This is a genomic window from Chloroflexota bacterium (assembly GCA_016875535.1).
In the GTDB taxonomy this organism is placed as follows: domain Bacteria; phylum Chloroflexota; class Dehalococcoidia; order SHYB01; family SHYB01; genus VGPF01.
Genome location: VGPF01000008.1, coordinates 19,932 through 44,773 on the forward strand (window position 1 = coordinate 19,932; position 24,842 = coordinate 44,773).

A 24,842-nucleotide genomic window follows, 5' to 3' on the forward strand; every position below is an offset into this window, starting at 1 on the left:
AGAGCTGCGGAGGACGCTTATGCAACCTGCGCCGGTTCTCAGCATCGCTGCCGCAGTCACCCTCGTCGCTATCGCGGTAGGGGCCGCCGCTTGCGCTAGCGCGCCCTCAACGGGTGCGCCCAAAGAGGTCGTCGAGCGGGGCAAGGCCCTCTATGAGGCCAACTGCCGGAGCTGCCACGGAGGCGCAAGCGGCGGCGCGCTCCGGGATATCCCGCCTCCACACAACAATAACGGCCACACCTGGCATCACGCCGACCAGCTGCTCATTGACATCGTCCTCAACGGGGTCAGCATCCCCAACTACGAATGGAAGATGCCGCGCTTCAAGGACACGCTTACGGAGGCGGACGCCCAGGCCATCATCGCGCACATCAAGAGCTGGTGGACGGCGGACCAGCGCGCCTTCCAGGCCACCGCAACGGCCCAGTACGGCACCTAGGCCCACCCCTCACCTCAGGCCGGGGCTTGTCCCACCCCGTACAGCCTCGCGCAGTTCTCCCAAAGGATCTTCCGCTTGGCCTCCGCGCTCAGGCCCTCCATCGCCAGGAATTCGTCTATGGCGTGCGGGTAGAGCGAATCGTCGTGGGGCCAATCGGTGGAGATGACCAGGTTGTCCGCGCCAAGCGCCTGCACCACCGCGGGGACGCCCGCTTCGTCCGGGTCGCAGGCCACGTAGCAGCGGCCCGCGAAGTAGTCGCTGGGCTTGCGCTCCAGCTTCATCGCATCGGCGTGGCCCAGCTTGGTCTGCTCCTCGTCCAGCCGCCAGAGCCACCAGGGCGCCCAGCCGCAGGTGGCCTCCAGGAAAGCTGCTTTCAGCTTGGGGTGGCGGTCGAAGGCGCCGCTATAGATCAGGCCGCCCATCGCCAGCATCATCTCGATGGGGTGGGCCGCGGCGTGCATCATCATCAGACTATCCATGTAGCGGTTGGATAGATGCTCCTGGTAGGCGCCCTGGATGCCGTGGAAGGCCACGGGCACGCCCAGGTCGGCGGCCGTCTCCCACAGGGGGTGGTAGGCCTTGTCATACCAGGGGCGCCGCTTCACCGGATTCGTCGGCAGGGTAAGCGCCGCATGCCCCAGCGTGCCGACGGCGTACTCGGCCTCTCTGATGCCCAGGCGGACATCATGCAGGGGGATGACGGCAGTAGCCTTGAGGCGCTTGGGGTCCCTGGCGCAGTAGTCGGCGAGCCAGCGGTTGAAGGCGCGGCAGAGGGCGGCGGCCAGCTCGGCATCCATATCGTCTATGGCGATGACGTGGCCGCCGATGGTGCGGAAGGCGACGGCGACGTCTATCCCCTCCACGTCCATCGCCTCCAGTTGGGAGGCGGCGCCATAGCCCTGGGCCTTGGCGCCGGCATAGCGCTTGGTCTTAGGGTGATTCTGGTCGTAGCGGGCCTTGTTCAGCGGCCCGCGCAGGGGGTGGTCGCTGAAGGCTGGAAGGGCCTTGCCCTGGCTGGTCCAGCCGATGCGCCCGTGCTCGCCCTGGGGCGCGATGGTCGGCGCGTAGGCCTTGAAGCGGTCGTCCAGGTAGGTGAGCCAGAGGTCGCGCGGCTCCATGACGTGCATATCGGAGTCCATGACCCGGTAGCCCTGCTTCGCCATCTGCGCCTCCTGGCGGGCAGACTATAGGCGCGGCACGGAAAGGGGTCAAGGCGGGCCGCCCAACAGAAGCGGAGGCGGCCATTCCCTCCCGTTTTGCTATACTTATTGCTGGTGTCTCCCAGAGAAGCTTGCCCTTGATTGCCTATGGACTCCAGACCAGTCGAGCTCTATGACACGACCCTCCGCGACGGCTCTCAGGCCGAAGGCGTGACCTTCTCTGTGGAAGACAAGCTGAAGATCGCCCAGAAGCTGGACGAGCAAGGGATCAAGTACATCGAAGGCGGCTGGCCCGGGTCCAACCCCAAGGACGCCGACTTCTTCGAGCGCGCCAAGAGGCTCAAGCTGAAGCAGGCCCAGATCGCGGCCTTCTCCATGACGCGCCGCGCCAACGTAGCGGTGGAGAAGGACGAGAACATCAAGGCGCTCCTGGACGCCGAGACGCCGGTCATCACCTTCGTCGGCAAGAGCTGGGACCTCCACGTCTCAAAGGTGCTGGAGACGAGCCTGGAAGAGAACCTGGGCATGATTTCCGATTCCATCGGCTATATGAAGGCGAAGGGGAAGAAGGTCTTCTACGACGCCGAGCACTTCTTCGACGGCTACAAGGCGAACCCCGACTACGCGATGCAGACGATCAAGGCCGCGGCGGAGGCGGGGGCCGACTGCATCATCCTCTGCGAGACGAACGGCGGCGCGCTGCCGAGCGAAGTCGCCGATATCGTCGCCAAGGTGAAGAGGGAGCTGCCGAAGATCAACTTGGGCGTCCACTGCCACAATGATAGCGAGCTGGGCGTGGCGAACAGCCTGGTCGGCGTCGCCGCCGGCGCGACCCAGGTGCAGGGCACCATCAACGGCCTGGGCGAGCGCTGCGGCAACGCCAACCTCATTTCCATCATCGCCAACCTCAAGCTGAAGTACGGCAACGACTGCGTGACGGACTCTCAGCTGGCCAAGCTGAAGGAGACCTCGCAGTACGTCTATGAAATCCTGAACCGCGCGCCAAACCCCTTCCAGCCCTACGTGGGCGAAAGCGCCTTCAGCCACAAGGGCGGCATGCACGCCTCGGCCGTGGCCAAGGTGGAGCAGAGCTACCAGCACATCGAGCCGGAGAAGGTGGGCAACAAGAAGCGGATCACAGTCTCCGAGCTTTCGGGCCGCAGCAACATCCTCTCCAAGGCCAAGGAGATGGGCATAGACCTCTCCAAGAACAAAGAGGTCGCGAAGAAGCTGGTGGACATCGTCAAAGAGATGGAGAGCAGGGGCTTTGCCTTCGAAGGGGCCGAGGCCTCCTTCGAGCTCCTCCTCCGCCGCGAGCTTCCCGGCTACAAGAAGCCTTTCGACCTCGTGGACTTCATGGTCGTCGTGGAGCGGGCGCGACGCGCCAACGGCAAGGGCGTCAGCGAAGATTCCCTGGCGGAGGCGACGGTGAAGGTGCGCGTGGATGGGACGCTCCAACACACGGCCGCCGAGGGGGACGGCCCGGTGAACGCCCTGGACAACGCCCTGCGGAAGGCCCTGGCGCAGTTCTACCCCAAGATCTCCATCATCAAGCTGGCCGATTTCAAGGTGCGCATCGTGGACGGCACCGTGGGCACGGAGGCCTCCGTGCGCGTCTTCATTGACTCGACGGACGGCCAGCGCCACTGGACCACGGTGGGCGCCTCGCCCAACATCATTGACGCCTCATGGCTCGCCCTGGCGGACAGCCTGGAATACTGGCTCATCAAGTACGGGAAATAGGGGCGCTCCCTGGAGCAGTCCTGCTTCCCCTAGTTGCGGCAGGCGGCTAAGCTGAGACAGTCTACTGTTCCGAGATAAAGGCGGGTGTGGAGATGGCAGCTCTCACGGACTATATACAGGTAGCCATGCATCGAGCGGAATATGAAAAACTCGAGGATGGCACATTCTACGGCCAGATCCCGGGTCTGAATGGTCTCTACGGTAGCGGCAAGACATTGGAAAGCTGCCGGGAAGAACTCCAGAGCGCCCTCGAAGACTGGATCGTTTTCGGGCTCCGAAATCGCGCGACTATTCCGTCGATTGATCACGTTGACCTGAATGTTGCTCGGGTTGGGTGATGCCCAACTTCGGCCCTGTCAGCCGCCGCGAGTTGACCGAAGCGCTGCGGCGGAGCGGCTTTTCGGGGCCATATCCGGGTGGGCGGCATGAGTTCATGTCAAAGGCACGCATCGTGAGGCAGGCCGGCATCAGCCGGAGCGAATGGGAGTCACTCTAGGCCCGGGCCCCAGCCGCCTCCGCGACAGAGACAAGCCTCCTACCGCGCAGCCGCAGAAGGGGCGCCCCGACGCAGCATCGGAGCGCCCCTCAAAGCCCGCCGCTCGAGCGCCAACACCGGAAGGCCGATCGCCAAGTGCGGAAGGAAGAGCAGCGCGTGGATCACCACGGCAAAGCTCAGTACGGCGGCCTCATCCACGGCGAAGAGCCCCAGGGTGGAGACGGCGACGAACTCGTACACACCGGCGACGCCAGGCGGCGCCGGGACTGCGCCTGAGAACATGGAGACGGCGACGATAACGATGGAGGCGAGCCAGAAGGGCATCTGAATGCCCGCCGCCTGGGCGACGAGCCAGGCGGCTACGCCAATCAAGAGCCACGCAATCGCCGTCAGGGAGATGCAGAGGGCAAGGAGTCCCCGCTGGCTCTGCGTTGCATGCACATGCTGCAGGGTCTCCGCCAGGGGCTTCAGCCACCGCACCTTGCCGAGGCGCGAGACACCTCTGCCCAGGAACACCATGCCGAGAAGCGCCGCGCCCGAAAGGCCCCACAGCGGCAGGACGATGGGCCGGAAGCCCGAAAGCTGGGGCAGCACCACCAGCCCCGCGCCGACCAGGTTCACCGTCACCAGCAGGTCGAAGAGCCTGCTGAGGAGGAAGCCGGAGACGACGCGCGAAGCCTTCACGCCATCGCCGCGCGTCAGCAAGACCGTCTGCGTCGCCTCCGAAAGGACGCGCACAGGGCTCAGGTTGTTCACCGCGCTCCCGGCGCTGGCGACAAGGAAAAGGCGCGAGGTGGTCACGCGCTCATCGCGCAGGAGGAGGCGGAAGCGGATGGCCCTCAGGATGCCTGCGATGATGACGGCGCCAAGGGCCAGAGGCACAACCCGCCAATCGAGCTCCGCCAGGGCTCGCCCTAGGGATGCCCACGAGGTGTCCTTCAAGGCTAGCCAACCGAGCGCTCCGCCTACGCCAAAGCCGATCAGTCCGTATGCAAAGCGTCGGTCCATGGACGCGGTCCGTCTCTCTCTTCACGCCCCGGCGCATCAAGCACAGGGGCGATGCCAACACGTTATGAGTGATTCTCTCCGAACCGGGCGCATGGCGAAACAAGGCCAGCACTAGAATCCGGGAGAGGGTGCGCACCCACAGGCCCGCACCAGGGCAAGACGGCTTCACAGGCCGTAGCGGGCCACTTTTCCCTTGCGCACAGTGCGGAACATGAAGAGATCGGGGCCTTTGACGGCGGCATGATCCCAAGGGGCAAAGCCCATCACGGGGTTTCGCCCGCCGGTGGCGCAGGGGACGTTGCGCACCTGCTCCAGCCCGGTCTTCAGCCCTGCGCGCGTCAACTCGGGAGCGCGGCGCAGGCCCTCGGTCATCAGCGTCATCATGTCATAGCCGAAGGCGGCGCGAAAATCGGCAGGGGGCCGTCCGCCCCAGCGCTTCACGTATTCCCGCTCCAGGCGGCGAAGCACGGGGTTGCGCTCATCGTACTGGTCGGGCCAGACCACGCCTTCGTTCTTGGCGATGGCGGCGGGCGTATTCGCCACCACCAGCATCGCGATATTGGAATAGACGAGGATCTTCCAGCCGAGCTTTCGGGCCGCAGGCACAAAGGTAAGCGTCGGCGCGCCCATGCCCAGGAAGAGCAGGCAATCGGCATGCCCCTTCCTTAGCGCGCGCAGCTGCGGCGTCACATCGCTCGTGTGGACATCGGTCATCTCGCGCCTGGCGATCTGGACGCCCAGGAGGTGCAGCTCCATCTCCAGCGAGGTGTAATAGAGGTCGCCGATGGGCCCGCGGCACTGGAGGACGGCGACGCGCTTGCGTCCCTCCTTCGCCATGAGCCGCGCCAGGTAGGTCATCTCGTCCGTGAGGGAGCCCGCCTGGAACTGAAAGTACCACTCGCCCCTTGTGCGCTCATGGCCGGACCAGTTGATGGTGGGCACCTTGACCCTATCCACCACCTCGGCCACGGCAAGGGCGTTGTCCGTGATGCCCGGCCCCATGATGCCGATGACCTCCGGGCGCGCCGCCATCTTCTCCCAGGCACGTACGACATTCTCCGGCGATCCCTCATGAGCCCCCGCGCCCGCCATGTACTGGAACTCGACGCCATAGCCGGCGATCCCGCCGGCGGCGTTGAACGCCTCGCGCTGCAACTCCATGCCGCGAAAGACCGGGTTCGCCCAATCAATCTTGGCGGCATCATGCAACACGCCGATCGTGACGCTCTGCCTAGCCATCTCCGCCTCCTTTGGCCGAGTCTTTTGCCTCCGCCTGGATCACCGCCGGTTCCGTCCACAACACCTTGCGATAGGCGATGCAGATCGCCGCCGTCAGCGTAACTGAAATGAGCCCGCCCGTCAGCATCGCCGTCTCCACGCTGTAGTGCTCCGCGATCGTGCCGCCGATGAGCGCTCCCAGCGGCGCAAGGCCCACGTTGATCATATAGATGCCCATCACACGCCCGCGCATATGATCGGGAAGCATAGCTTGCAAATGCGTATTGTTCATCGCGCCGAAGGAGAGCGTCGCCGCGCCCTCCGCCAGAAGAAAGAGCATGGCGAAGGGCACGGAGGTCATGAACGAAAGGGCCACGAGCGCGAGCCCGGCCAGGATGCCCGCCACCGCCTGAGTGGTCATATGGCCCGCGCGGCGATTCCCCACCCCGGCAAACGTGGCGAGGATCAGAACGCCCACAAATCCGCCTCCGCCGAAACAAGCCATGAGCCATCCAAGGCCGTCTGCTCTCTGGCCCAGCGCATCCTTGGCAAAGACGGGCATGAGGCCAGTGGTGAACGGCATGACGAAGAAGGAAGGGATGATGGCCAGCATGATGATGGCAAAGATGCCGCGGTTGCCCAGCACGTAGCGAACGCCCTCCCGCATATCGGCGCCCGCGCTGGTCTCCGGCCGGCCCGCCTTCGGCGCCGGTTGCGGCACCATAGGCAGGATGATAAGGGTGACGACCAGGTAGCACGAGCCCTGCATGAAGAAGTTCGCCGTCGGGCCGAGATACTGGATCATGATGCCGCCGAGGGCTGGGCCGAGGACACGATTGAAGCTGAATGCAGATGAGGCGAGCGCGAGGGCGTTCGGCACATCGGCCCTGGGCACGGTGTTGGCGATGATAGTCTGGCGCAAGGGATTCATGATGGAGAAGCCCGCGCCGCTCAGGAAAGCGAAAAGGATCATGGTCCACGGTTTGACATGGTCCGTGGCGACCCCAAAGGCAAAGAGGAGTGACGTCGTCGCCAGGAAGATCTGGTCCGCCAGGAGCATCTTGCGGCGGTCCACCCGGTCGCTGAAGACGCCGGCAACGGGCCCGACGATCAGGAACGGAATGGTGCGAGCGCCGTTCACCGCGCCGACGAGGAGCGCGCTGTTCGTCTCCTCATACATCAGCCAGCCGATGGCGATCTGCTGGATCCAGTTGCCCGCCGCGAAGAAGACGGTCCCGATCCACAAGAGGCGAAAGTCGCGGTACTTGAGCGACTTGAAGGTGTGGATGTCCGTGATGCGCAGCTTTGCGGCGAACCCGGTGCCGATGCTCACGGGCTGATTCTACTGCGTTGCACCGCCGGTGGCGAACGCGCAGGGCGCCTAGGCGGGCGGCGGCTTGGCGAAGAGGCTCTTGCCATAGAAGAGCCCCATGGCGAGGAAGAGCGCGATGGCGATGCCGCCGCCCACGAGCATCGTGGTATCGCTGCCGCGCCCGTGGGCCAGCGCCCCGGCGAACATCGCGCCGAAGGGGCCGACGCCGACGTTCATCAGGTAGATGCCCATGACACGCCCACGCATCGCGTCCGGGATAGAGGTCTGCATGTGGGTGTTGTTGAGGGCCATGAAGGTGAACATCGCGGTGCCCTGGATGAAGAGGAAGACCATCGCCACCGCCATGCTGTGCGTGCGCGAGACGATGATGAGGCTGACGCCCGCCAAGACGCCGATGACGATCTGCGTGCGCCCGTGCTCCGGCCGGTTGCCGATGGTCGCCAGGACCAGGACGCCGATGAGCCCGCCCACGCCGAAGACGGCCAGAAGCGCGCCGAGGCCGTCGGCGTCCTGACGCAGGACGTCCTTGGCGAAGACGGGCATCATCTGGACGGTGAAGGGCATGATAAAAAAGGCGGGGATCATCGCCAGGAGCATCAAGGCCGTGATGTCGCTGCGGCTCGCCACATAGCGCAGGCCCTCCCGCAGGTCCGCCATCGCCGAAGTCTTCGGCTTCGCCGTCTCCTTCGCGCCGCCGCGGACGGAGAGGAGCATGCTCATGACGGCCACCACGGCGTAGCAGCCCGCCTGGATGAAGAAATTCGCCGAGGCGCCCACGGTGGTGATGAGGACGCCGCCCAACGCCGGGCCGACGACTCTATTGATATTGAAGGCCGACGAGTTGAGGGCGATGGCGTTCAGGAAATCCTCCTTGGGCACCACGTTCGCCGTCACCGCCTGCCGCAAGGGATTCTGGATCGCAAAGCCGATGCCTCCCAAAATGCTGAAGAGCATCATGTGCCAAACGGCGACCCCATCCGTGGCGACCATGAGGGCGAACCACAAGGCCAGCGCCGCCAGGAAGAGCTGGTTCACGATGAGGAAGCGCTTGCGGTCCACCCGGTCTATGAAGACGCCCGCGATGGGCCCGGCGAAGAGGAAGGGCAGCGAGCGTGCGCTCCAGATCGCGCCGACGAGGAAGGCGTTGTCCGTCCTATCGTAGACCAGCCAGCCCAGCGTGACCTGCTGGATCCAGTTCCCGGCGGAGAAGAGGACCGTCCCCAGCCAGACAAGGCGGAAGTCCCGGTGCCGCAGGGAGCGAAAGGTGGGGACGTTGGTGATGCTCAACTTTGACGTACTCGTGGGGGCGCCCCGCATTGGTAACTTACGGTGGAGGCAGCGGGGTCGCGGACCCGCGACACGCCGTTCGCCCCGCTCCTTGATCCTATTCTCTATAGAGCACCGCGGCGCCCGCCATGGGCCCGCCGCCGTTGGTGGCCACGGCCACCTTGGCGTTCGGCGTCTGCCTGGGGCCGCAGGTCCCGCGCAGCTGCTCCACCGCTTCGATGACGTGGCTGATGCCGTGGACGCGCCCGATGTTCAGCATGCCTCCGTTCGTGTTCGTGGGCAGCTTGCCGCCCAGCTTCGTGTTGCCATCGGCCACGAAGCGCCCGCCTTCGCCCATGGGGCAGAGGCCTAGGGCCTCCAGCCAGTTGAGGGTGAGCATCGTGAAGCCGTCGTAGACCTGGGCCGTGTCCACATCGCCCGGCTTGAACTGCGAGCGCTTCCAGAGGTACTTGGAGGCGACGATGCTGCCGTTGGTCGTAAGGTCGGGCCACTGGAACCAGTCGTACGGGTGCCCGGCGCCGAAGGACCAGGCGTCCACGTAGACGGGCCGCTGCTTCAGCGCTTTGGCCCGCTCAGCCGTGGTGACGATGACGGCTCCCGCGCCGTCCACCGGGAGATCGCAGTCCAGCAGGCGCATCGGCTCGGTGATGTAGCGCGCGGAGAGGTAGTCCTGCATCGTGATCTTCTGCCGCATCAGGGCGCGCGGGTTCAGAGAGGCGTACTCCCGCTGGGCCACCGCCACCGCGCCGAAGTGCTCTTCCTTGGTGCCGTAGACGGCCATATGGCGGCGCATGTACATCGCCACCCACTGGGTGGCCGAGATGAAGCCGTAGGGGACGGTGAATTGGTTATCGCCAGGGATATGCGTCGGCGGCTTGCGGCCAGCGCTGTGGCCCCCGGTGAGGGAGACGGAGCGATAGGCGAGGCAAACTTCGGCGCTGCCGGAGGCGACCGCCGCGCAGGCGTCTATAAGCCCCGTGATGCCTGCGGGGCCCCAGCCGTTGATATCGTTGTACCAGGCAAGGTCCTTGATGCCCAGCGCATCGGCCACTTCCCAGCAGGTGACCGATTCGAAGGAGAAGCCGTACTGGGTGACGCCGTCAATATCGCTGGGCTTCAGCCCGGCATCGGTGATGGCGTCCATGGAGGCGCGGAAGGCGTTCTGCAGCACCGTGAGCCCGGTGTTGCGGCCCACGTGCGAATAGCCGACTCCGACGATGGCGACCTTGCGTCCGTGGTGCGGCATCTTAGCGCTCTCCCCTGGCTGCAGCCGCCGCGCGCGGGCGGAACTTGGGCAGCGTGACCTCGGGCGTCACATCATCGAAGACGACCTCCACCGGCTCGCCTACCTTCAACTGCTCCGGCTTGTAGTCCACCAGATTGCTGACGATGCGGACGCGGGGGTCCTCCTCCAACTCAACCAGGACCACAGGGTAAGGCCCGTTCTTCACGAAGCCCGGGTGGTAGGGATAATGCGTCACCGTGTAGGAGTAGATCGTTCCCTTGCCGCTCACCACCTGGGGCGCGAGCTTGTCCGATTGGCAGAACCGGCAGACGGGCTTGGGCGGATGGTTCAGCCGCCCGCAGGCGGAGCACTTGGCGATGGCGAGCTGGTGACGCTTCGCAGCCTCCCAGTAGGACTTCGTGAACTGGTTCAGCTCGGGAAGCGGCTTATCGTAATCGGGCATGGGCGCACCTCGTGCGGCAAGAGAGGGGATCGCGGCCATTATACGCCGGGAACCTCTTGAGTCCAGCGTAGGCATCGGCGGCACCTGCTAGAGCGCAGTTATCGCTTCTCCGCCCGCGCCGCCGCGATGACCTTCGCCGCCGCCGCGTAGTCCCGCGCGCCGCCCTTGAAGATCGGCGGCACCAGGTAGAAGGCGTCGCAGCCCAGCTTCGCCAGGTTTGCCACGAGCTCCAGCGCCAACTCCACGTTGGAGCGCCCGCCCTCGATGGCCCGCAGCATCGCCGCGGGCGGATCGCCGAAGGCGACGCCGTCCTTCATCAGCATCTGGACGCCGCAGAAGACGGGCCTCTCCAGGTTCCTTCCGGCCACCGCTTCATAGTTCCGCCGGAACTGCTCGACACGCTTTGTGTCATAGACGGCCTGGGTGATGAAGAAGTGCGCGCCGGCCTGGACCTTCCGCAGCGTCAGCTCCGCCTGGCGCTGCGGGTCGGCGGCCAGGTCAACGATGGCGCCGACGCAGAGGTCCGTCGGCCTGGTGAGGCGCAGGCCGCGGAAGTCGTAGCCCTCGTTCATCCTGTTGATGGCGGCGATCAGCTCCGTCGGGCGATAGTCGTGGACGGCCCTCACGCGCCCCTGATCCTTCTCGCCGAAGTCGTCGCCCTTCACGATAAGGACGTTCTCCAGGCCGAGGGCGTCCGCGCCCAAGGCCTGCATCTGCAGCGCAAGGCGGTTCGCGTCCCGGGTGGCGAAGTTCACGATAGTCGAAAGGCCCGCGGCCTTCTTGATAAGCGCGCTCGCGGCCACCGTGTCCATGCGCACGGCGCGCCCGGGGCTGTAGGCCACGGAGACGGCGTCAGCGCCCAGGCCCCGCAGCTCGCGGGCGAACGATGGGTCGCTGGAGCGCGGGGGCGAAACGTCAACGATGAAGAGCGGCCGCGCGCCGCGCTTGGCGAAGAGCTCCGTAACCTTCGCCATAGGCTACGGCGCCGGGCTCGCCGGGAAGGGCGGCCCGTACATCAGCACGATATCGGCGTTGTCCTCCAGGGGGATCGCCGCCGGGTCGCCCGTGACGAGCCTGCCGCTCACGAAGGCGCTTATCTCGTGCTGGGCATCCGTCTTATTGTTCAACAGCGCCGTCCGGCTCAGCGGCTGGCCCCACACCTGAAAGAACTGGCCCAGGGTAAAGCTCCGCTTGGAGGGCGCCTCCACGTGGATGACGCCGCCGGCATCATGCGTGTGGAGCCAGAAGATGCAGGTGTTGCGGATGCCGACCTCCGCCGGGACGGGCGCGCGCTGGTTGTTGATGTGGATCGTGAGGCGGGAGTGGACGTGATAGGTCAGCTTCTCCGTCGCTTCACAAGGGATGTTCGCGGCCTGGGTCACGTTCGGGCCGGGAGTGCCAAAGGCGGATGTAGGGCCGGGCGCCACCTCATCCTTCGAATCGCCGCACGCGGCGCGGGCCATAATCGCAGTGAGGGCTGCGCCCAGGAAGGAGAGAGTTCGCATGATGCTCCTTCAGACGGAGGAAAAAGCGGATAGGAGCATGATACCAGAGGCGGGCCGCCGCCTTGACACTCCCCCGGTGCGCGCCTATGCTCCCGCGCACGGAGGAGACCGTCATGTCAGACGTCATCCCCAAAGCGGCGAGCGTGCCCGGCATCGAGATCAGCGACATCCGCTACGATTCGCACGGCTATCCTGTGCCCGCCTATCTGGCGCGGCCCAAGAAGACCGGACGCCTTCCCGGCGTCATCGTCGGCCAGGAGGCCTTCGGCATCACCGACCACGTGCGCGATATCGCGGCGGCCCTGGCGGGCCAAGGCTACGTTGCCATCGTGCCCGATTACTACGCCCGCACGGGGGAGCCGAAGCCGCGCACGGAGATCCCGGCCATCCTGAGCGCCATAGACCGCATCCACAACCCCGCCATCCTGCGCGATTACCAGAGCGCCATCTCGCATCTGGTGAAGAGCGGCCTTTGCGACCCCAAGCGCATCGGCACCATGGGCTTCTGCACCGGCGGCACTTACTCGATGATCCTGGCCATCGAACAGCGCGACCTGGCCTGCGCCTGCATCTGGTACGTCAGCCAGCTGACCTATCAGCAGCTGAACGAGCGCAAGCCCTACCACCCGATAGACCGCGCGGGCGAGATCCGCTGTCCCACCCTCTTCATCTACGGCACCGCCGACCAGGTCTGGACGAAGGAGAAGGTCGCGCGCCTGGAGGCGAACCTCAAGAAGGGCAAGTCGCCCTCCACCCTGCGCGCTTACGAAGGGGCGGGCCACGCCTTCCTCGCGCCGGACGGCTTCGCGTATAGCGAAGCGGCATCCAGGCAGGCCTGGCCGGAGGCCCTGGCCTTCATGCGGCGCCACCTGGGCTAGCGCGCGCCCAACCGCCCCGCCGCATGCTATGATGGCTGGGCCGGATATCCTTACCCTCATTCACTCTGCCATGCAAAAGCCCCCGGAAAAACCCCAAGAGCCCCAGAAACCCGAACGCCCGCGCCGCTATCTCCCTCCCTGGCGCAGGCTCCTCCTCGAATACATCGCCATCGCCCTGAGCTACATCGCTATCCTGCTCCTTACAGGCAATGCCCTCATCGGCATCATCGTTATGCTCGCCGTCCTCTTCCTTCTCCGGTGGACGCGCCCGCCCTACTACCGGAAGCCCGACGATAAGAACGACCAAAAGAAGTAGCCGGGCGCGGAACCTTCCCAAACTCGCCGTCGTAGGCTTTACTGAGCACAAGACGCCGATGCGAGGTAGCCGTTGCGCCTGCGATTTCTCCTCTTGGTTGTAAGCGCCATCGCCGCAGCATTCCTCCTCGCCGCTTGTGAGGACGAGGCCGCGCCCACCGCAATGCCAACGCCGACCACGGCTCCATCGCCAACCGCTCTCCCGGCGACGGCGACCGCTTCACCGACGGCTACTGCGCTTCCCACCTCAACGCCGACCCGATCGCCGACGGCCACAGCCACGCCTCTGCCGACTCCATCGCCGACGGCGCGCCCAGCGCCAAGTCCGACGCCCGCTCCCACGCCAACGCCTGCCGCCACCGGCGAACCGCTGCGCGCCATCACCCTGGAGCGCGCCTTCCTCCGTCTGCCTGGAGGCGCATTAGGCCAGCGGCCCCTCTTCCTCACGTACCCGCCAGATGGCACGAACCGTGTCGTCGTTGTGGACCAGAACGGGCGCATCGTCATCTTTCCGAACGACACAAATGCTGCAGCCGTGAGCGCATTCCTCGACCTCACCGGCAGAGTCGGCCGCGAGGGCAATGAAGAGGGACTCCTGGGGTTGACCTTCCATCCGCGCTACGCGGAAAACGGCTTCGCCTACGTCTATTACACGGCCTACAACCCGCGCCGCTCCGTCATCAGCCGCTTCAAAGTCTCTGGGGATGCGAACCGCCTCGACCCGGCGAGCGAGACGGTGATCCTCGAGGTGGCGCAGCCCTTCGCGAACCACAACGGCGGGATGATCGCCTTCGGGCCGGACGGCTACCTCTATATCGGATCGGGCGATGGCGGCAGCGCAAACGACCCCCAGCGCAACGGGCAGAACCTCGGCGTGCTCCTGGGGAAGCTCCTGCGCATAGACGTGGACCGCCAGGAGGCCGGGCGCGCCTACGCCATCCCCGCTGATAACCCCTTCGTGAACCAGGCGGGCGCGCGCGGCGAGATATGGGCCTACGGCCTCCGCAATCCCTGGCGCTTCTCCTTCGATCGGGCCACCGGCGCGCTCTGGGCGGGCGACGTGGGCCAGAACCGCCTGGAGGAGATAGACATCATCAAGCGGGGCCTCAACTACGGCTGGAACATCATGGAGGGAAGCTCGTGCCTCTCCGGCACAACGTGCAACCGGGCAGGGCTGGAGCCGCCCATCGCCGAGTACGGGCGCGATAAGGGCTGCTCCGTCACCGGGGGCTATGTCTATCGCGGGCCGTCGCTCACCTGGCTGCGCGGCGCCTATCTCTACGCCGATTTCTGCAGCGGGCGCATCTGGGCCGTCCGGCACGATGGGTCGAAGGTCACAGAGGAGCGCGAGATGGCCAACACCGGGAGAAGCGTCTCCTCCTTCGGCGAAGATGCCGCGGGCGAAGTCTACGTCCTGGCCTTCGATGGGGTGGTGTACCGGATGCGGGCTGCGTCATAGTTGCGGAGCCTGCGGCCTTTGCTATACTGCCCCCAATCTTTCGCCAAAGGACGCCGCTGTGCGAACCGTCGTCTATGCCGGGAACGGCCGCTTCTCCCTGGACCCCGAGATGCCATTGCCCAAGCTGGACGAGCATGACGTCCTGGTGAAGGTGCGCTATTGCGGCATCTGCGGCTCCGATCTCCACCACTTCCAGGCCACCGGCTATGCCGAGCGCATCCGCGTCCTGGGGCACGAGATCTCGGGGCGCGTCGAGGATATCGGGAGAGGCGTCGGCAAGGTGGAGCGCGGCGACCGGGTGACGGCCCTGTGCGACGGCGGCTACTCGGAGTATGTGAAGGTCATCCAGGACGATGTGATCCCCCTGCCGGACCACGTGACCTACGAGCAGGCGGCCCTCAGCGAACCCCTGGCCATCGGCCTGCGCTCGGTGCGCGATTCGGGGCTGCGCCTGGGGGACAAGGCGGCCATCGTGGGCACCGGGCCCATCGGCCTCTACACGCTGGCGGCGGCGAAGGCGGCAGGCGCGCTGGAGGTCTACGTTTCCGAGATTTCCCCGGCCCGGCGCGAGGCGGCGAAGCGGATGGGCGCAACGGCTGTCTTCGACCCCAAGTCGCAGGATGTGCCCGGCGAGCTGAAGAGGCGCGGTGTGGAGGGCGTGGACGTAGTCTACGATTGCGCGGGCGCCAGGGGAACGCTCAAGCAGTCCATAGATATGTTGAAGCGCGGCGGCACCGTCGTTGTCGTCGGCCTCTCGGGCAAGCCCGATGAGATAGACACGCGCTGGTTCTTCCGCGCGGGCAAGGTGATGGCGATCCCCGCCGCCAAGGAGCTGTGGCCCATGAGCGTTGAGCTCATCGCCAAGGGGAAGATTGACCCGGCGGCGATCATCAGCAACATCATCACGCTGGAAGAGCTGCCGGACTATATGCAGGCATTGCAGAAGCCGGACGCCCATGTGCAGGTGCTGGTGGACCCTTGGGGAAAACGGTTTTAGTTCCCTTTTCTTCTCTTTCCCACCAGGGGCGAGAAGGGAAATGCACGGAAAAGCTAGAGGAGGCTCACGATGAGAGGAAAGCCGGTCATAAACCACGTCGCGCTGACGGTGGACGAGTCCCTGCTCCAGGGGGAAAAGCGCGAGAGGCTGAAGGAGTTCTACGGCCAGGTCTTCGGGTGGACGGAGATCAAGCAGATGACGAAGGACGGCAAGCTCTTCGTCTTCAGCCTCTACCGCTCGGGCCAGTTCCTGTACCTTCTCTCGGGGCCGAAGCCCAGCGTGATGGCGGGGCCGGACCATTTCGGCATCGAGGTGCAGACGCGCAAGGAGCTGGACGGGATGGTGGCTCGCGCGAAGGAGTGCAAGCAGCACCTGGGGAAAGAGCTCCAGATCATTGACATCAAATGCGACACGGAGACGCCCGACCTGCGCCTCTGGAACGCCTATGTCCGCTACCTCCTGCCGTGCATGGTGGAGGTGCAGTTCTATGAGGACAAGGCGACGGGGAAGACGCGCACCTCCATGGGATGGGAGCAGGGCGAGGGGTAGGGGCTGCGGGGCAGCCCAGTCGGGTAGGTGGGTTGCTTCGCAACCCAGGCGGCGTAGGCCCGTTCGTCGTGGCGATTGGGGATCGCCGCTTCTCAGGGCGACAGAGGGGGTGGCGCGGGGCGGCAGTGGGTATGTGGCCACTCGACTCTAGCCCTTTTTCTTTTTGCTGTTCCCTGCGATGTCACGCTCAGGCAGGTAATCGCAGAAGACTCGCGCGCGCTTCCAGTCAGGGACAGGCGGCTTGTGTCCCTTTTTAGGGGCATACACAGAGAGGCCCTTCATCTCCATGCGGTGGATATATCGCGGGCAGTTCGGGAAGATGTGCTTTGCTCTCACCCGGACGATGAACTGGGCACCCTCGAATTCTTTCATGAGCGGGTCGTCGCGGTGCAGCGTTGCCTCCCCGTTGACGCGCATCCGGTTCGTGTCTTCGAAGTTGATGAAGAGCATGCCGACTTGTGGATTTTTGAGGATGTTCCCCATACTTCGGTACATGCCATTGCCGTCATAGTTGGGGAATGCCAGCGTGTGCTCGTCAACCACACGCACGAACCCCGGCAGACCACCCTTGTAGGAGCAATCGGGTTGGCCGTGCTCGTCGGCAGTGGCGAGGAAGAACATGGGGGCACTTTCGATGATGTCACGGTCACCATCGGTGAAGACATCGTGGACGATGACCTGTTCCAGCCTATCTGCGATTCGGCGGCTGTCGAACATATCCTGAAGCTGCCGCGAACCTTCGTGATACATGTCTCCCATGTTCATTTGCCGTCTCCTTCAATCATGGTTAGCAAAAAATCATAGATCAGCATCGCTCCCCGACCAGCGCAGAACTCAGCATGCGGCGCGACAGGCGGTGACGTCTTCCCTTACTTAGGTCCACGTCTTAGTGAAGTCCCACCAGGAGAGTCACGCGCAACGCCCGTTGTCCGGCCTTGGGGCGGGAGGCCAGGGCGGAGGCGCGGAGGCCGACGAGCCAGAGGATGGCGCCATCGGCGCAGAGGAGGGGGAGGCGATCGCGGAGGGACCGCGGGAGCTTGGCGTCCACCATGAAGTCTTGTAGCTTCTTGGGCGCGCGCATGCCGGAGGGTGTGAAGCGGTCGCCGGGGCGGCGCACGCGCAGGGTGAGTCGCCTCTCGGCCCATGCGGCGTCGAGCCAGAGGACGTTCGGCGATGGGCGCGGCGACTTCGGCATCGCCGTTAGCTTGGCGGTGAAGCTCCACTCGCCGAAGGCGGCGGCGCCGGGAACGGCGAGGGGCGTTTCGCTGGGAGGCGGCGCCTGCGGCGGCGCTTCGCGGCGCAGCGTAAGCTCGCGGTAGCCTGCCTCGAAGCGCAGGCCGCCCGGGAGGGAGGTTGAGCGCCCGGCGGGGCCTGCGGCGATCTCCCGCATGGCGGCGAGATGCTCCCACTCGATGCCTTCGAGGTTGCCGCGCAGATGCGCGAGGGCGCGCTGAAGGGCGACGGTTTGCAGGGCCAGCGGCAGCTTCGCGAAGGCGTCCTTCTCGAGGGAAATGCCTTCCTTGGATAGTGTCGCGAGGCTCTTCCAGAGGGCGGCGACCTGCTCTTTCAGATAATCGTCGGCGTGGGATGCGCCTTCAGCCATGCGCAGCAGGGCGTCCTCGATGCGCGGGTTATAGGAGCGCAGCGCGGGCAGGAGCTCCAGACGGACGCGGTTGCGGAAGAACTTGAGGGACCTGTTGGAGGAGTCGCGGCGCGGCGCGAGCCTGTGGGCCGTGCAGTAGTCGTGAGTCTCCCGGCGGCGTGTGGTCAGCAGCGGGCGGGCGACGACGAGGGTGGCGCCGGATGCGCCGCGCCATGCGCTGACGGCCTCCATGCCGCGGAGGCCGCCGAGGCCGCTGCCGCGCAGGAGGTGCATCAGCACCGTCTCCGCCTGGTCATCGGCGGTGTGGCCGAGGAGGACGGCCTGCGCGCCGACCTTCTTGGCGACGGTGGCGAAGAAGCCGTAGCGGATGTGGCGTCCCGCCTCTTCAAGGGAGAGACGGGCGCGGCGACGGTAGGCTTCGACCTCCGCCGACTCGATGGTGAGGGGGATATCGAGGGCGCGGCAGAGGTCACGGACGTAGCCGGCATCGGCCTCGGACTCATTGCCGCGCAGGCGGTGGTTAAGGTGTGCGGCGTGGAGGCGGAAGCTGAGCGATGGGCGAAGGGAGGCGAGGGCGTGGAGCAGGGCGACGGAATCGGGGCCGCCGGAAATGCCGACAAGGAGGACGCTTCGCGAAGGGGCAAGCTTGCGCGCCCGGAGGAAATCGGCGATGCGGCGGTGGAGGCGAGCGGTGAGTCGTGAGGCCTCAGTGGAGGGCATGGCGAGGGCCTATCGCGCGCGGGCGTTCGACGCGCAGGGGGCGCTTCTCACGCTAGGCCTTCGAGACCAGAATGCGCTCGATCTTGACGCCGGTCATCTCGCCGACGACGAGGCGGGTGCCGTTGTAGACGACCTGCTCGCCCTCCTTGGGGACGCGGCCCAGGCGATCAAGGACGAAGCCCGCGAGGGTCTCGTAGTCGCCCTCGGGGATGCCGAGCTTCAGATGCTCGTTCGCCTCTTCGATGCGGAGGCCTCCATCCACCTCCGTCGTCTTCTCATCTATCTTCTGGATGGCGGCCTCGCCCTCCGTCTCCTCCGTGATGCGGCCGACGATGGCGCCGACGATCTGCTTGAGGGTGAGGATGCCGGCGATGCTGCCGAACTCGCTGACGAGGACGGCCATCTGGGTCTTCTGGTTGCGCATCTCCACAAAGAGGTCGTCGGCGTATTTGTTCTCGGGGAAAAGGTGGGCCTGACGCGCCAGATGGGTCACTTCATCGCTCTCCTTGAGGCCCTGCTTGGCCACTTCGCGGAGGACGTCTTTGGCGTAGAGGATGCCGATGACGTTATCGGGCTCGCCATCATAGACGGGGAACTTGGTGTGGGCCGTCTCCCGGTAGGCGGCGTAGAAATCGGTGAGGGTGGCGCCCTTTTCGAGCCACTGGATCTCCGTGCGCGGCGTCATGATCCGGCTGGCCAGGGTATCGCCCAGGCCCAGGGCCTTGTGTATGATCTCGGCCTGGGTCTTCTGGACCGTGCCCTCCTTTGCGCCCATCTGGACGATGGTCTGCAACTCCTCCTCGCTCACACTCGGCTTCTTCTCCTTCACCCGGCCCAGGGGAGCGGAGAGGACGGAGGCGACCCTATAGAGGAGCATGGCGAGCGGGTAGAGGATGCGCTCTGCGGTCTCGAAGGGGCGCACGAGCCAGAAGGCGAGGCGCTCGGCGTGGCGGGAGGCGATGGTCTTGGGCGTGGCCTCGCCTAGGACCACAAGGGCGATCGTGGCGAAGGCCGTGGCGGCGGCAACGGCGGCGCCGCCTTCGCCGAAGGCTCGGATGGTGAGCATGGTGGTGAGGGTGGCAAGGGCTGTGTTGACGAGGTTGTTGCCCAGAAGAATGGTCGCGAGGAAGCGGTCGGGCTCGTCCTTGATCTTGGCAACGCGTTTGGCGTTGGGGATGCCGCGGGAGACCCAGTGCTGAACGCGGACGTTCTGGAGGGAAAAGAAGGTGGTCTCCGCCCCGGAGAAGAAGGCGGAGAGGCTGAGGCAGATGAGGATGAGGAGGACGATCAGCCAGGTATCCACGCATGCCACCCATCAAGAGAGGCTGTCACAATGGAATCGTAACAAGGGCGGTGAGGGGTGTCAAAGAGAAGGGAGAGGAGATTCCATCCACAGATTCCACAGATGCATGCAGATTTAGGAAATGAGCCTGGGGAGAGCGCGGGAAGTCCACAGGATGAGAGGCCCCCTGAAAAACGCTAAGATTCTCCAAACAAGGGGGTAAATGGAAGTGGACTGCCGCTATTGGACGGTGTAGCCGCCGTCTACGACGAGGGTGTGGCCGGTAATGTAGGCGGCATCATCGGAGGCGAGGAAGAGGGCGGCGTGGGCGATATCGTCGGGCTTGCCGATGCGTCCCATGGGAGCGCTGGCGGCAAGTTTGGCGACGTTCTGGGCCTGGGCATCGGCATCCATGCCGCGCTTGCCGCCCCGGGCGAGGGGCGTGTCTATGAAGCCGGGGGCGATGGCGTTGACGCGGATGCCCTTGGGCGCAAGCTCCAGGGCCATGGTCTTGGTGATGAGGGTGACGCCGGCCTTGGAGGCGCCATAGGCATGGTTGCCCATGCCGACGAGGCCGGCGATGGAGGCGGTGTTGATGATGGCGCCGCCGCCGCTCTTGAGGATCTCCGGGACGGCGTACTTTGAGCCGAGGAAGACGCCCTTGAGATTCACGGCCAGGATGTTGTCCCAGTTGGCTTCATCGAAGGTCTCCACGGTGCTCTTGTACTGGTTCCCGGCGATGCCGGCGTTGTTATAGATGATATGGAGTTTGCCGTACTGCTTCACCGCGGCGGCGACCATGGCCCTCACATCGGCGGCTTTGGTGACATCGGCCTGGACGGCGACGGCGCTGCCGCCGAGGTCTTCGATGAGGGCGACGGTGGCCTGGGCGCCCGGCAGGTCTACATCAGCGACGGCGACCTTCGCGCCCTCCTTGGCGAAGAGGACGGAAGTGGCGCGGCCCAGGCCGGAGCCGCCGCCGGTGACGATCGCGACCTTGCCCTGGAGTCGCATGGCGACGCCTACGGCGCCTCGACCTCTACGTCGTCGCCCTGGAGGCGGACCTTGAAACAGGAGAGGATGCCGGATGCGGGAGGGTTCAGGGCCTCGCCGGTGGTGATGTTGAAATCGCCGGCGTGCCAGGGGCATTGGAGGGAGGTGCCCTCCAAAAAGCCCTCTTCCAGCGGCCCGCCCATGTGGGGGCATTCGCTCTGGACGGCGTAGAGCGTGCCGTCCACGTTGCCGATGGCGATGCGCTGTTCGCCGAGGTCCACGCCGATGAGGCTGCCGGGAGGGATATCGGCGAGTTTGGCTACTTTGACGAACTGTCCCAAGATGGGCCTCCGGAGGCTGTTGGTTAGGCAGGTTTCCAGGCGGAAAGGAGAGACTGAGCAGGGAGGATTATATCAGACAGGAGTTGCAGTTCGGCCAACTCGATCTGTGGCGCATCGCGGCCTGCACGACCGCTTGCACACCATTGAAAAAGTACACTTTCAAGTACATAATTCAGTATTATTTACCGCACGGAGAGAGCTATGCCGCTCACTTCAACCGACAGCATCGTGAACCCGACAGAGTTGAAGCAGCGTCAGAAGGACGTACTGAAGCGAGTGAGGAAGGGCAGATTCGTCACCTTGCGGCAGACGAAGGGCGAGGACTTGGTCATCGCCGACCGGAACGATTTCCTGAGCACGCTTGAGAGCCTGGAGAACGTCCGGGCCGTGCTGAAGTACATCGCGGAGACGCGGCTGATGGACGACCAGCGCGTACAGTCCATCCAGTTCCCGTGGGTGAAGTTTTTGAGCGCAGAAGAGCGGAAGCAGTTTTCCGCCGACCTGCTGGAGACGACGCTCCTGTGCGCCGATATGGGGAGTTGGGAGGCGCTGCGCGATCTGCTGGGCGATTGGCAGGCGACGGCGGAGGCGCATCGAACGCCGGGCCTGATGGAGGCGTGGAGGTCGCGCGGCACGGCGAGCGACTACAGCGGTGCAACCAGACGCGCCCGTGGCTAGCTATCGCGTTCTGGTCCGCAACCGGGCCCGGAAGGGCTGGGAGCAGCTCCGGCAGCGCCACCCCAAGGCGATGGCGGAGCTGGTGCGATACCTGGAAACGACGCCGCTGACGCGGACGCACCGGACCAAGATGCTGCGAGGGCGCTTCAGCGGACTCGTCCAGTATGACGTTTCGGCGGGCGACCGCGTCTGGTATTGGGTGGAGGGCGACGTGGTGCGCATCGAGTATGCGGGCGGGCATCCGAAAGGGACGGAGTAGCAGGGCTGCTTTTAACCCTGCTTGGAGTCCTTGCGCCTGGGAGTTGCAGGTGCTACCTTACCGTCAGCCCGAGCCTCTTTTTCCTGTCGGCGCTCCGGGCGATGGAAAGGACTCCTGATGCAAAGGATTCCCATCATCTCCGCAGACTCGCATGTCAACGAGCCGGAAAACCTGTGGGCGGAGCGCCTGCCCGCCATATACCGCGAGCGGGCGCCTCGGGTGGTGGAAGAGGACGGGGTGGTGGTGCGCTACATCGAAGGGATGCGGCCCCGGCGGAACAAGAAGAACGCTTCGGTCAAGTGGGATGGGGAAGACCTGGAGCGGATGCAATCGGGCGGGTACGACCTGGCGAAGCGGATGAAGGACCAGGACCGCGACGGCGTGGTGGGGGAGATCATCTACCCTAGCCTCGGCCTCTTCATCTTCCTCTCGTCGGACGACGCCTTCCAGATGGCCCAGGCCAAGGTCTACAACGATTGGCTCATGGAGATCTTCAAGCCCCAGCCGAAGCGGTTCGCCCCCGTGGCGCTGATCCCCATCGGGGATATCCCGGCGGCGGTGGCGGAGGTGCAGCGGGCGGTGAAGATGGGCCACCGCGGGGTGAGCGTGCCATGCCAGACGGGCGAACGGCCTCCTTACAACAGCCCGGTCTACGACCCGCTGTGGGCCGCCATCCAGGACGCCGATGTGCCGGTGAACTTCCACGCCGGGACGGGCCACGAGCCCCGCGATGAGAGGGGGCCGGGCGGCGCCGTGATCAACTATCTCCTGCAGGCGCAGGGGGACGGCCCGCGCATCGTGACCTACCTGTGCGCCTCGGGCGTGCTGGAGCGCTTCCCCAAGCTGCAGTTCATCACGGTGGAGACGGGGAGCGCCTGGCTGGCGTGGATCCTGACGCACATGGACCATATCTACCAGAAGCACCATATGTGGGTCTCGCCGAAGCTGCCGATGGCGCCGAGCGAGTACTGCCGCCGCCAGGGCCACGTGACTTTCCAGGACGACCCGGTGGGCGTGGTGGCGCGGCAGTTCACGGGCGTCCAGACGCTGATGTGGGGGAACGATTACCCGCACCATGAAGGGACATGGCCCCATTCGCAAGAGGCTATCGCCTCCATGTTCAAGGGCGTGCCGCTGGAGGAGACGAAGCAGATCGTGAACGGGAACGCGGCCAAGCTCTTCAAGTTCTGAACGCACCACCACCTTTAGGAGCGCCTGCACCATGAGCATGAAGGACAAGACGTGTATCGTCGGCGTGGGCACGACGAAGTACGGCCTGCGCGGCGAGTTCTACGGACGGAGCCAGATAGACCAACTGCGGGAGGCGCTGGACATCGCGCTGGCGGAATCGGGGCTGAAGCGCACGGACATAGACGGCTTCTCCAGCTACTCGATGGACGCGAACGACCCCAGCGTGCTGGCGCCGGCGCTCGGCATCCCGAACCTCAACTATTCTTCCATGGTCTTCGGCGGCGGGGGCGGGGGCGGCTGCGGGGCCATCGCCAACGCCTCGGCGGCGATCCTGGCGGGCTATGCCAAGGCGGTGATGTGCTACAAGGTGATCACCCAGCCGCCGCACATGCGCTTCGGGGCCTCCTACGGGCGGGCGCGCGCCGCCGACCCGGACAGCGATTTCACGCGGCCCTTCGGCCTGCTGGCGCCGGGGCAAATCATGTCCATGATCTACCGCCGCCACATGCACAAGTACGGGACGACGCCGCGGCACCTGGCGGAGGTGGCCGTGGCCCAGCGCTTCCACGCCACGCGGAACCCGAAGGCGCTGATGCGCGCGCCGATGACGATCGAGGACCACCAGAACTCGCGGATGATCTCCGACCCCTTCCGCCTCTTTGACTACTGCCAGGAGAACGACGGCGGCGTGGTGGTGCTGGTGACTTCCGCCGAGCGAGCGAAGAGCCTGAAGCAGAAGCCGGTCTACATCATGGCGGCGGCGATGGGCGGCGATACGGCCTGGGGCCACGGGCTGACGGGGCAGAACTCGCCGGAGCCGCTTTACACTTCGGCGGGGCATGCGCACCTGGCCAAGCGCCTCTACGCCCAGGCGGGCATCACCCCCAAGGACATTGACGTGGCGGAGATGTACGACCACTTCAGCGGCATGGTGATCATGCAGCTGGAGGACTACGGCTTCTGCAAGCCGGGCGAGGGCGGCTCCTTTGTGGAGAAGGGCGGCATCAGGTGGCCGGACGGCAGGTTGCCGGTGAATACCCACGGGGGCAACCTTTCCGAGGTCTACCTGCTGGGGATGACGCACATGGTGGAGGCGGTGAAGCAGCTGCGCGGCACCTCCACCAGCCAGGTGAAGGGCGCGGAGATCGCGCTGGTCACCTCCGGGCCCAGCAACCATCCCACCAGCTCCATGATCCTGAGGAGATAGGCCATGACCACCCAATCCAAAAAGCCATACTTCCTGCCCAGCCTGGCCCACCTTGGGGCCGACATGCACACCAAGCCGTTCTGGGACTACTGCAAGCAGAGCGAGCTGCGCTTCCAGCGGTGCGCCTCCTGCGGGAAGTTCCGCCACCCGCCGAGCTACGGCTGCCGCCACTGCGGCTCCAACAAGACGGAGTGGGTGAAGAGCAAGGGCCTGGGCACCATCTTCACCTTCACGCTTCCCTACCATGCCGTCCTGCCCGAAGTGGCCGAGTACGTGCCGTACAACGTCATCGTCGTCGAGTTCCCGGACGCGCCGGGCGTGCGGCTCATCAGCAACCTAATAGAGACGCCGCTGGAAGAGATCAAGATCGGCATGCCGGTGCAGGTGGTATGGGAGACGGCGAACGAGACCGTGCTGCCGCGATTCGTGCGAGCGAAGACGGCCCCCGCCGGGAAGGCGAAGGGCAAAGCTCCGGCGAAGAAGCGGTAGGGGC

General features: G+C 65.4%; 27 protein-coding genes. 13 read left to right on the forward strand and 14 right to left on the reverse strand.

Annotation, left to right across the window (positions count from 1 at the left end):
• The first annotated feature begins 19 nt into the window (after positions 1-19).
• Positions 20-439 carry a cytochrome c gene (locus tag FJ039_04155; protein MBM4405363.1) on the forward strand — a complete coding sequence of 140 codons (420 nt, stop codon included), beginning with the start codon at positions 20-22 and terminating at the stop codon, positions 437-439.
• Between the two features lie 14 nt (positions 440-453).
• Here FJ039_04155 and FJ039_04160 read toward each other — a convergent pair whose 3' ends face one another.
• The gene (locus tag FJ039_04160; GenBank protein MBM4405364.1) at positions 454-1,602 is read right to left on the reverse strand and encodes an amidohydrolase; all 1,149 of its coding nucleotides are present in this window, start codon (positions 1,600-1,602) and stop codon (positions 454-456) included.
• A 144-nt stretch (positions 1,603-1,746) separates the two neighbouring features.
• Between FJ039_04160 and FJ039_04165 the strand changes: the two genes are divergently transcribed.
• Together FJ039_04165 and FJ039_04170 are read left to right on the forward strand one after the other, a co-directional pair.
• Complete coding sequence (locus FJ039_04165) at positions 1,747-3,342, forward strand: citramalate synthase (GenBank protein MBM4405365.1); 1,596 nt, start codon at positions 1,747-1,749, stop codon at positions 3,340-3,342.
• Positions 3,343-3,434: 92 nt separating this feature from the next.
• The gene (locus FJ039_04170) at positions 3,435-3,680 is read left to right on the forward strand and encodes a type II toxin-antitoxin system HicB family antitoxin (GenBank protein MBM4405366.1); all 246 of its coding nucleotides are present in this window, start codon (positions 3,435-3,437) and stop codon (positions 3,678-3,680) included.
• A gap of 197 nt (positions 3,681-3,877) precedes the next feature.
• Here FJ039_04170 and FJ039_04175 read toward each other — a convergent pair whose 3' ends face one another.
• The 8 genes from FJ039_04175 to FJ039_04210 form a co-directional block, all read right to left on the reverse strand.
• On the reverse strand, positions 3,878-4,846 hold the full coding sequence (locus FJ039_04175; GenBank protein ID MBM4405367.1) for a flippase-like domain-containing protein: 969 nt from the start codon (positions 4,844-4,846) through the stop codon (positions 3,878-3,880).
• A 165-nt stretch (positions 4,847-5,011) separates the two neighbouring features.
• Positions 5,012-6,085, reverse strand: coding sequence for an ABC transporter substrate-binding protein (locus FJ039_04180; protein MBM4405368.1), 1,074 nt, complete (start codon positions 6,083-6,085; stop codon positions 5,012-5,014).
• The gene (locus FJ039_04185; GenBank protein ID MBM4405369.1) at positions 6,078-7,397 is read right to left on the reverse strand and encodes an MFS transporter; all 1,320 of its coding nucleotides are present in this window, start codon (positions 7,395-7,397) and stop codon (positions 6,078-6,080) included. Before FJ039_04185 ends, FJ039_04180 begins: the two co-directional genes overlap by 8 nt.
• 48 nt (positions 7,398-7,445) lie before the next feature.
• Complete coding sequence (locus FJ039_04190) at positions 7,446-8,714, reverse strand: MFS transporter (protein ID MBM4405370.1); 1,269 nt, start codon at positions 8,712-8,714, stop codon at positions 7,446-7,448.
• A 67-nt stretch (positions 8,715-8,781) separates the two neighbouring features.
• Complete coding sequence (locus tag FJ039_04195; GenBank protein MBM4405371.1) at positions 8,782-9,930, reverse strand: thiolase family protein; 1,149 nt, start codon at positions 9,928-9,930, stop codon at positions 8,782-8,784.
• Between the two features lies 1 nt (position 9,931).
• Complete coding sequence (locus tag FJ039_04200) at positions 9,932-10,447, reverse strand: hypothetical protein (protein ID MBM4405372.1); 516 nt, start codon at positions 10,445-10,447, stop codon at positions 9,932-9,934.
• Positions 10,448-10,470: 23 nt separating this feature from the next.
• Positions 10,471-11,346, reverse strand: coding sequence for a hypothetical protein (locus FJ039_04205; GenBank protein MBM4405373.1), 876 nt, complete (start codon positions 11,344-11,346; stop codon positions 10,471-10,473).
• Between the two features lie 3 nt (positions 11,347-11,349).
• A complete protein-coding gene (locus FJ039_04210) occupies positions 11,350-11,877 on the reverse strand; it encodes a hypothetical protein (GenBank protein MBM4405374.1) in 528 nt (175 codons plus the stop codon).
• Positions 11,878-11,963: 86 nt separating this feature from the next.
• Between FJ039_04210 and FJ039_04215 the strand changes: the two genes are divergently transcribed.
• From FJ039_04215 to FJ039_04235, 5 genes are all read left to right on the forward strand, one after another.
• Entirely contained in the window at positions 11,964-12,755 is a 792-nt protein-coding gene (locus FJ039_04215) for a dienelactone hydrolase family protein (protein ID MBM4405375.1), read from the forward strand.
• 70 nt (positions 12,756-12,825) lie between these two features.
• Positions 12,826-13,071: a hypothetical protein gene (locus FJ039_04220; protein MBM4405376.1), complete on the forward strand. Its 246-nt coding sequence runs from the start codon at positions 12,826-12,828 to the stop codon at positions 13,069-13,071.
• A gap of 162 nt (positions 13,072-13,233) precedes the next feature.
• A complete protein-coding gene (locus tag FJ039_04225) occupies positions 13,234-14,529 on the forward strand; it encodes a PQQ-dependent sugar dehydrogenase (protein ID MBM4405377.1) in 1,296 nt (431 codons plus the stop codon).
• Positions 14,393-15,526 (forward strand): zinc-binding dehydrogenase, encoded by a 1,134-nt coding sequence (locus tag FJ039_04230; GenBank protein MBM4405378.1) that lies wholly within the window; start codon positions 14,393-14,395, stop codon positions 15,524-15,526. Before FJ039_04225 ends, FJ039_04230 begins: the two co-directional genes overlap by 137 nt.
• 69 nt (positions 15,527-15,595) lie before the next feature.
• Positions 15,596-16,075 carry a VOC family protein gene (locus FJ039_04235; protein MBM4405379.1) on the forward strand — a complete coding sequence of 160 codons (480 nt, stop codon included), beginning with the start codon at positions 15,596-15,598 and terminating at the stop codon, positions 16,073-16,075.
• A gap of 147 nt (positions 16,076-16,222) precedes the next feature.
• On the opposite strand, the gene FJ039_04240 is transcribed toward FJ039_04235, so the two are convergent.
• From FJ039_04240 to FJ039_04260, 5 genes are all read right to left on the reverse strand, one after another.
• The gene (locus FJ039_04240) at positions 16,223-16,825 is read right to left on the reverse strand and encodes a pyridoxamine 5'-phosphate oxidase family protein (protein MBM4405380.1); all 603 of its coding nucleotides are present in this window, start codon (positions 16,823-16,825) and stop codon (positions 16,223-16,225) included.
• A gap of 136 nt (positions 16,826-16,961) precedes the next feature.
• A complete protein-coding gene (gene tilS / locus FJ039_04245; GenBank protein MBM4405381.1) occupies positions 16,962-18,398 on the reverse strand; it encodes a tRNA lysidine(34) synthetase TilS in 1,437 nt (478 codons plus the stop codon).
• Between the two features lie 52 nt (positions 18,399-18,450).
• Positions 18,451-19,710, reverse strand: a complete 1,260-nt coding sequence (locus FJ039_04250) for an HlyC/CorC family transporter (GenBank protein ID MBM4405382.1) — start codon at positions 19,708-19,710, stop codon at positions 18,451-18,453.
• A gap of 210 nt (positions 19,711-19,920) precedes the next feature.
• Positions 19,921-20,694 (reverse strand): SDR family oxidoreductase, encoded by a 774-nt coding sequence (locus FJ039_04255; GenBank protein MBM4405383.1) that lies wholly within the window; start codon positions 20,692-20,694, stop codon positions 19,921-19,923.
• A gap of 8 nt (positions 20,695-20,702) precedes the next feature.
• Positions 20,703-21,053, reverse strand: a complete 351-nt coding sequence (locus FJ039_04260) for a non-heme iron oxygenase ferredoxin subunit (GenBank protein ID MBM4405384.1) — start codon at positions 21,051-21,053, stop codon at positions 20,703-20,705.
• A 162-nt stretch (positions 21,054-21,215) separates the two neighbouring features.
• On the opposite strand from FJ039_04260, the gene FJ039_04265 reads away from it, so the two are divergent.
• The 5 genes from FJ039_04265 to FJ039_04285 all read left to right on the forward strand — a co-directional run bounded on the left by FJ039_04265 (position 21,216) and on the right by FJ039_04285 (position 24,838).
• Positions 21,216-21,692: a hypothetical protein gene (locus tag FJ039_04265; GenBank protein ID MBM4405385.1), complete on the forward strand. Its 477-nt coding sequence runs from the start codon at positions 21,216-21,218 to the stop codon at positions 21,690-21,692.
• On the forward strand, positions 21,685-21,951 hold the full coding sequence (locus FJ039_04270) for a hypothetical protein (protein MBM4405386.1): 267 nt from the start codon (positions 21,685-21,687) through the stop codon (positions 21,949-21,951). The genes FJ039_04265 and FJ039_04270 overlap by 8 nt, the downstream gene beginning before the upstream one ends.
• Positions 21,952-22,068: 117 nt before the next feature.
• Entirely contained in the window at positions 22,069-23,142 is a 1,074-nt protein-coding gene (locus FJ039_04275) for an amidohydrolase (protein MBM4405387.1), read from the forward strand.
• A gap of 31 nt (positions 23,143-23,173) precedes the next feature.
• On the forward strand, positions 23,174-24,349 hold the full coding sequence (locus tag FJ039_04280) for a thiolase (GenBank protein MBM4405388.1): 1,176 nt from the start codon (positions 23,174-23,176) through the stop codon (positions 24,347-24,349).
• A gap of 3 nt (positions 24,350-24,352) precedes the next feature.
• A complete protein-coding gene (locus FJ039_04285; GenBank protein MBM4405389.1) occupies positions 24,353-24,838 on the forward strand; it encodes a hypothetical protein in 486 nt (161 codons plus the stop codon).
• The last annotated feature ends 4 nt before the right edge of the window (positions 24,839-24,842 follow it).

Coding starts and splice junctions, on each gene's coding strand:
- FJ039_04155 (MBM4405363.1), top strand. CDS start 20: ATGCAACCTGCGCCGGTTCTCAGCATCGCTGCCGCAGTCACCCTCGTC.
- FJ039_04160 (MBM4405364.1), bottom strand. CDS start 1,602: ATGGCGAAGCAGGGCTACCGGGTCATGGACTCCGATATGCACGTCATG.
- FJ039_04165 (MBM4405365.1), top strand. CDS start 1,747: ATGGACTCCAGACCAGTCGAGCTCTATGACACGACCCTCCGCGACGGC.
- FJ039_04170 (MBM4405366.1), top strand. CDS start 3,435: ATGGCAGCTCTCACGGACTATATACAGGTAGCCATGCATCGAGCGGAA.
- FJ039_04175 (MBM4405367.1), bottom strand. CDS start 4,846: ATGGACCGACGCTTTGCATACGGACTGATCGGCTTTGGCGTAGGCGGA.
- FJ039_04180 (MBM4405368.1), bottom strand. CDS start 6,085: ATGGCTAGGCAGAGCGTCACGATCGGCGTGTTGCATGATGCCGCCAAG.
- FJ039_04190 (MBM4405370.1), bottom strand. CDS start 8,714: ATGCGGGGCGCCCCCACGAGTACGTCAAAGTTGAGCATCACCAACGTC.
- FJ039_04195 (MBM4405371.1), bottom strand. CDS start 9,930: ATGCCGCACCACGGACGCAAGGTCGCCATCGTCGGAGTCGGCTATTCG.
- FJ039_04200 (MBM4405372.1), bottom strand. CDS start 10,447: ATGCCTACGCTGGACTCAAGAGGTTCCCGGCGTATAATGGCCGCGATC.
- FJ039_04205 (MBM4405373.1), bottom strand. CDS start 11,346: ATGGCGAAGGTTACGGAGCTCTTCGCCAAGCGCGGCGCGCGGCCGCTC.
- FJ039_04210 (MBM4405374.1), bottom strand. CDS start 11,877: ATGCGAACTCTCTCCTTCCTGGGCGCAGCCCTCACTGCGATTATGGCC.
- FJ039_04215 (MBM4405375.1), top strand. CDS start 11,964: ATGCTCCCGCGCACGGAGGAGACCGTCATGTCAGACGTCATCCCCAAA.
- FJ039_04220 (MBM4405376.1), top strand. CDS start 12,826: ATGCAAAAGCCCCCGGAAAAACCCCAAGAGCCCCAGAAACCCGAACGC.
- FJ039_04225 (MBM4405377.1), top strand. CDS start 13,234: ATGCCAACGCCGACCACGGCTCCATCGCCAACCGCTCTCCCGGCGACG.
- FJ039_04230 (MBM4405378.1), top strand. CDS start 14,393: ATGGGTCGAAGGTCACAGAGGAGCGCGAGATGGCCAACACCGGGAGAA.
- FJ039_04235 (MBM4405379.1), top strand. CDS start 15,596: ATGAGAGGAAAGCCGGTCATAAACCACGTCGCGCTGACGGTGGACGAG.
- FJ039_04240 (MBM4405380.1), bottom strand. CDS start 16,825: ATGTATCACGAAGGTTCGCGGCAGCTTCAGGATATGTTCGACAGCCGC.
- tilS (MBM4405381.1), bottom strand. CDS start 18,398: ATGCCCTCCACTGAGGCCTCACGACTCACCGCTCGCCTCCACCGCCGC.
- FJ039_04255 (MBM4405383.1), bottom strand. CDS start 20,694: ATGCGACTCCAGGGCAAGGTCGCGATCGTCACCGGCGGCGGCTCCGGC.
- FJ039_04265 (MBM4405385.1), top strand. CDS start 21,216: ATGCCGCTCACTTCAACCGACAGCATCGTGAACCCGACAGAGTTGAAG.
- FJ039_04275 (MBM4405387.1), top strand. CDS start 22,069: ATGCAAAGGATTCCCATCATCTCCGCAGACTCGCATGTCAACGAGCCG.
- FJ039_04280 (MBM4405388.1), top strand. CDS start 23,174: ATGAGCATGAAGGACAAGACGTGTATCGTCGGCGTGGGCACGACGAAG.
- FJ039_04285 (MBM4405389.1), top strand. CDS start 24,353: ATGACCACCCAATCCAAAAAGCCATACTTCCTGCCCAGCCTGGCCCAC.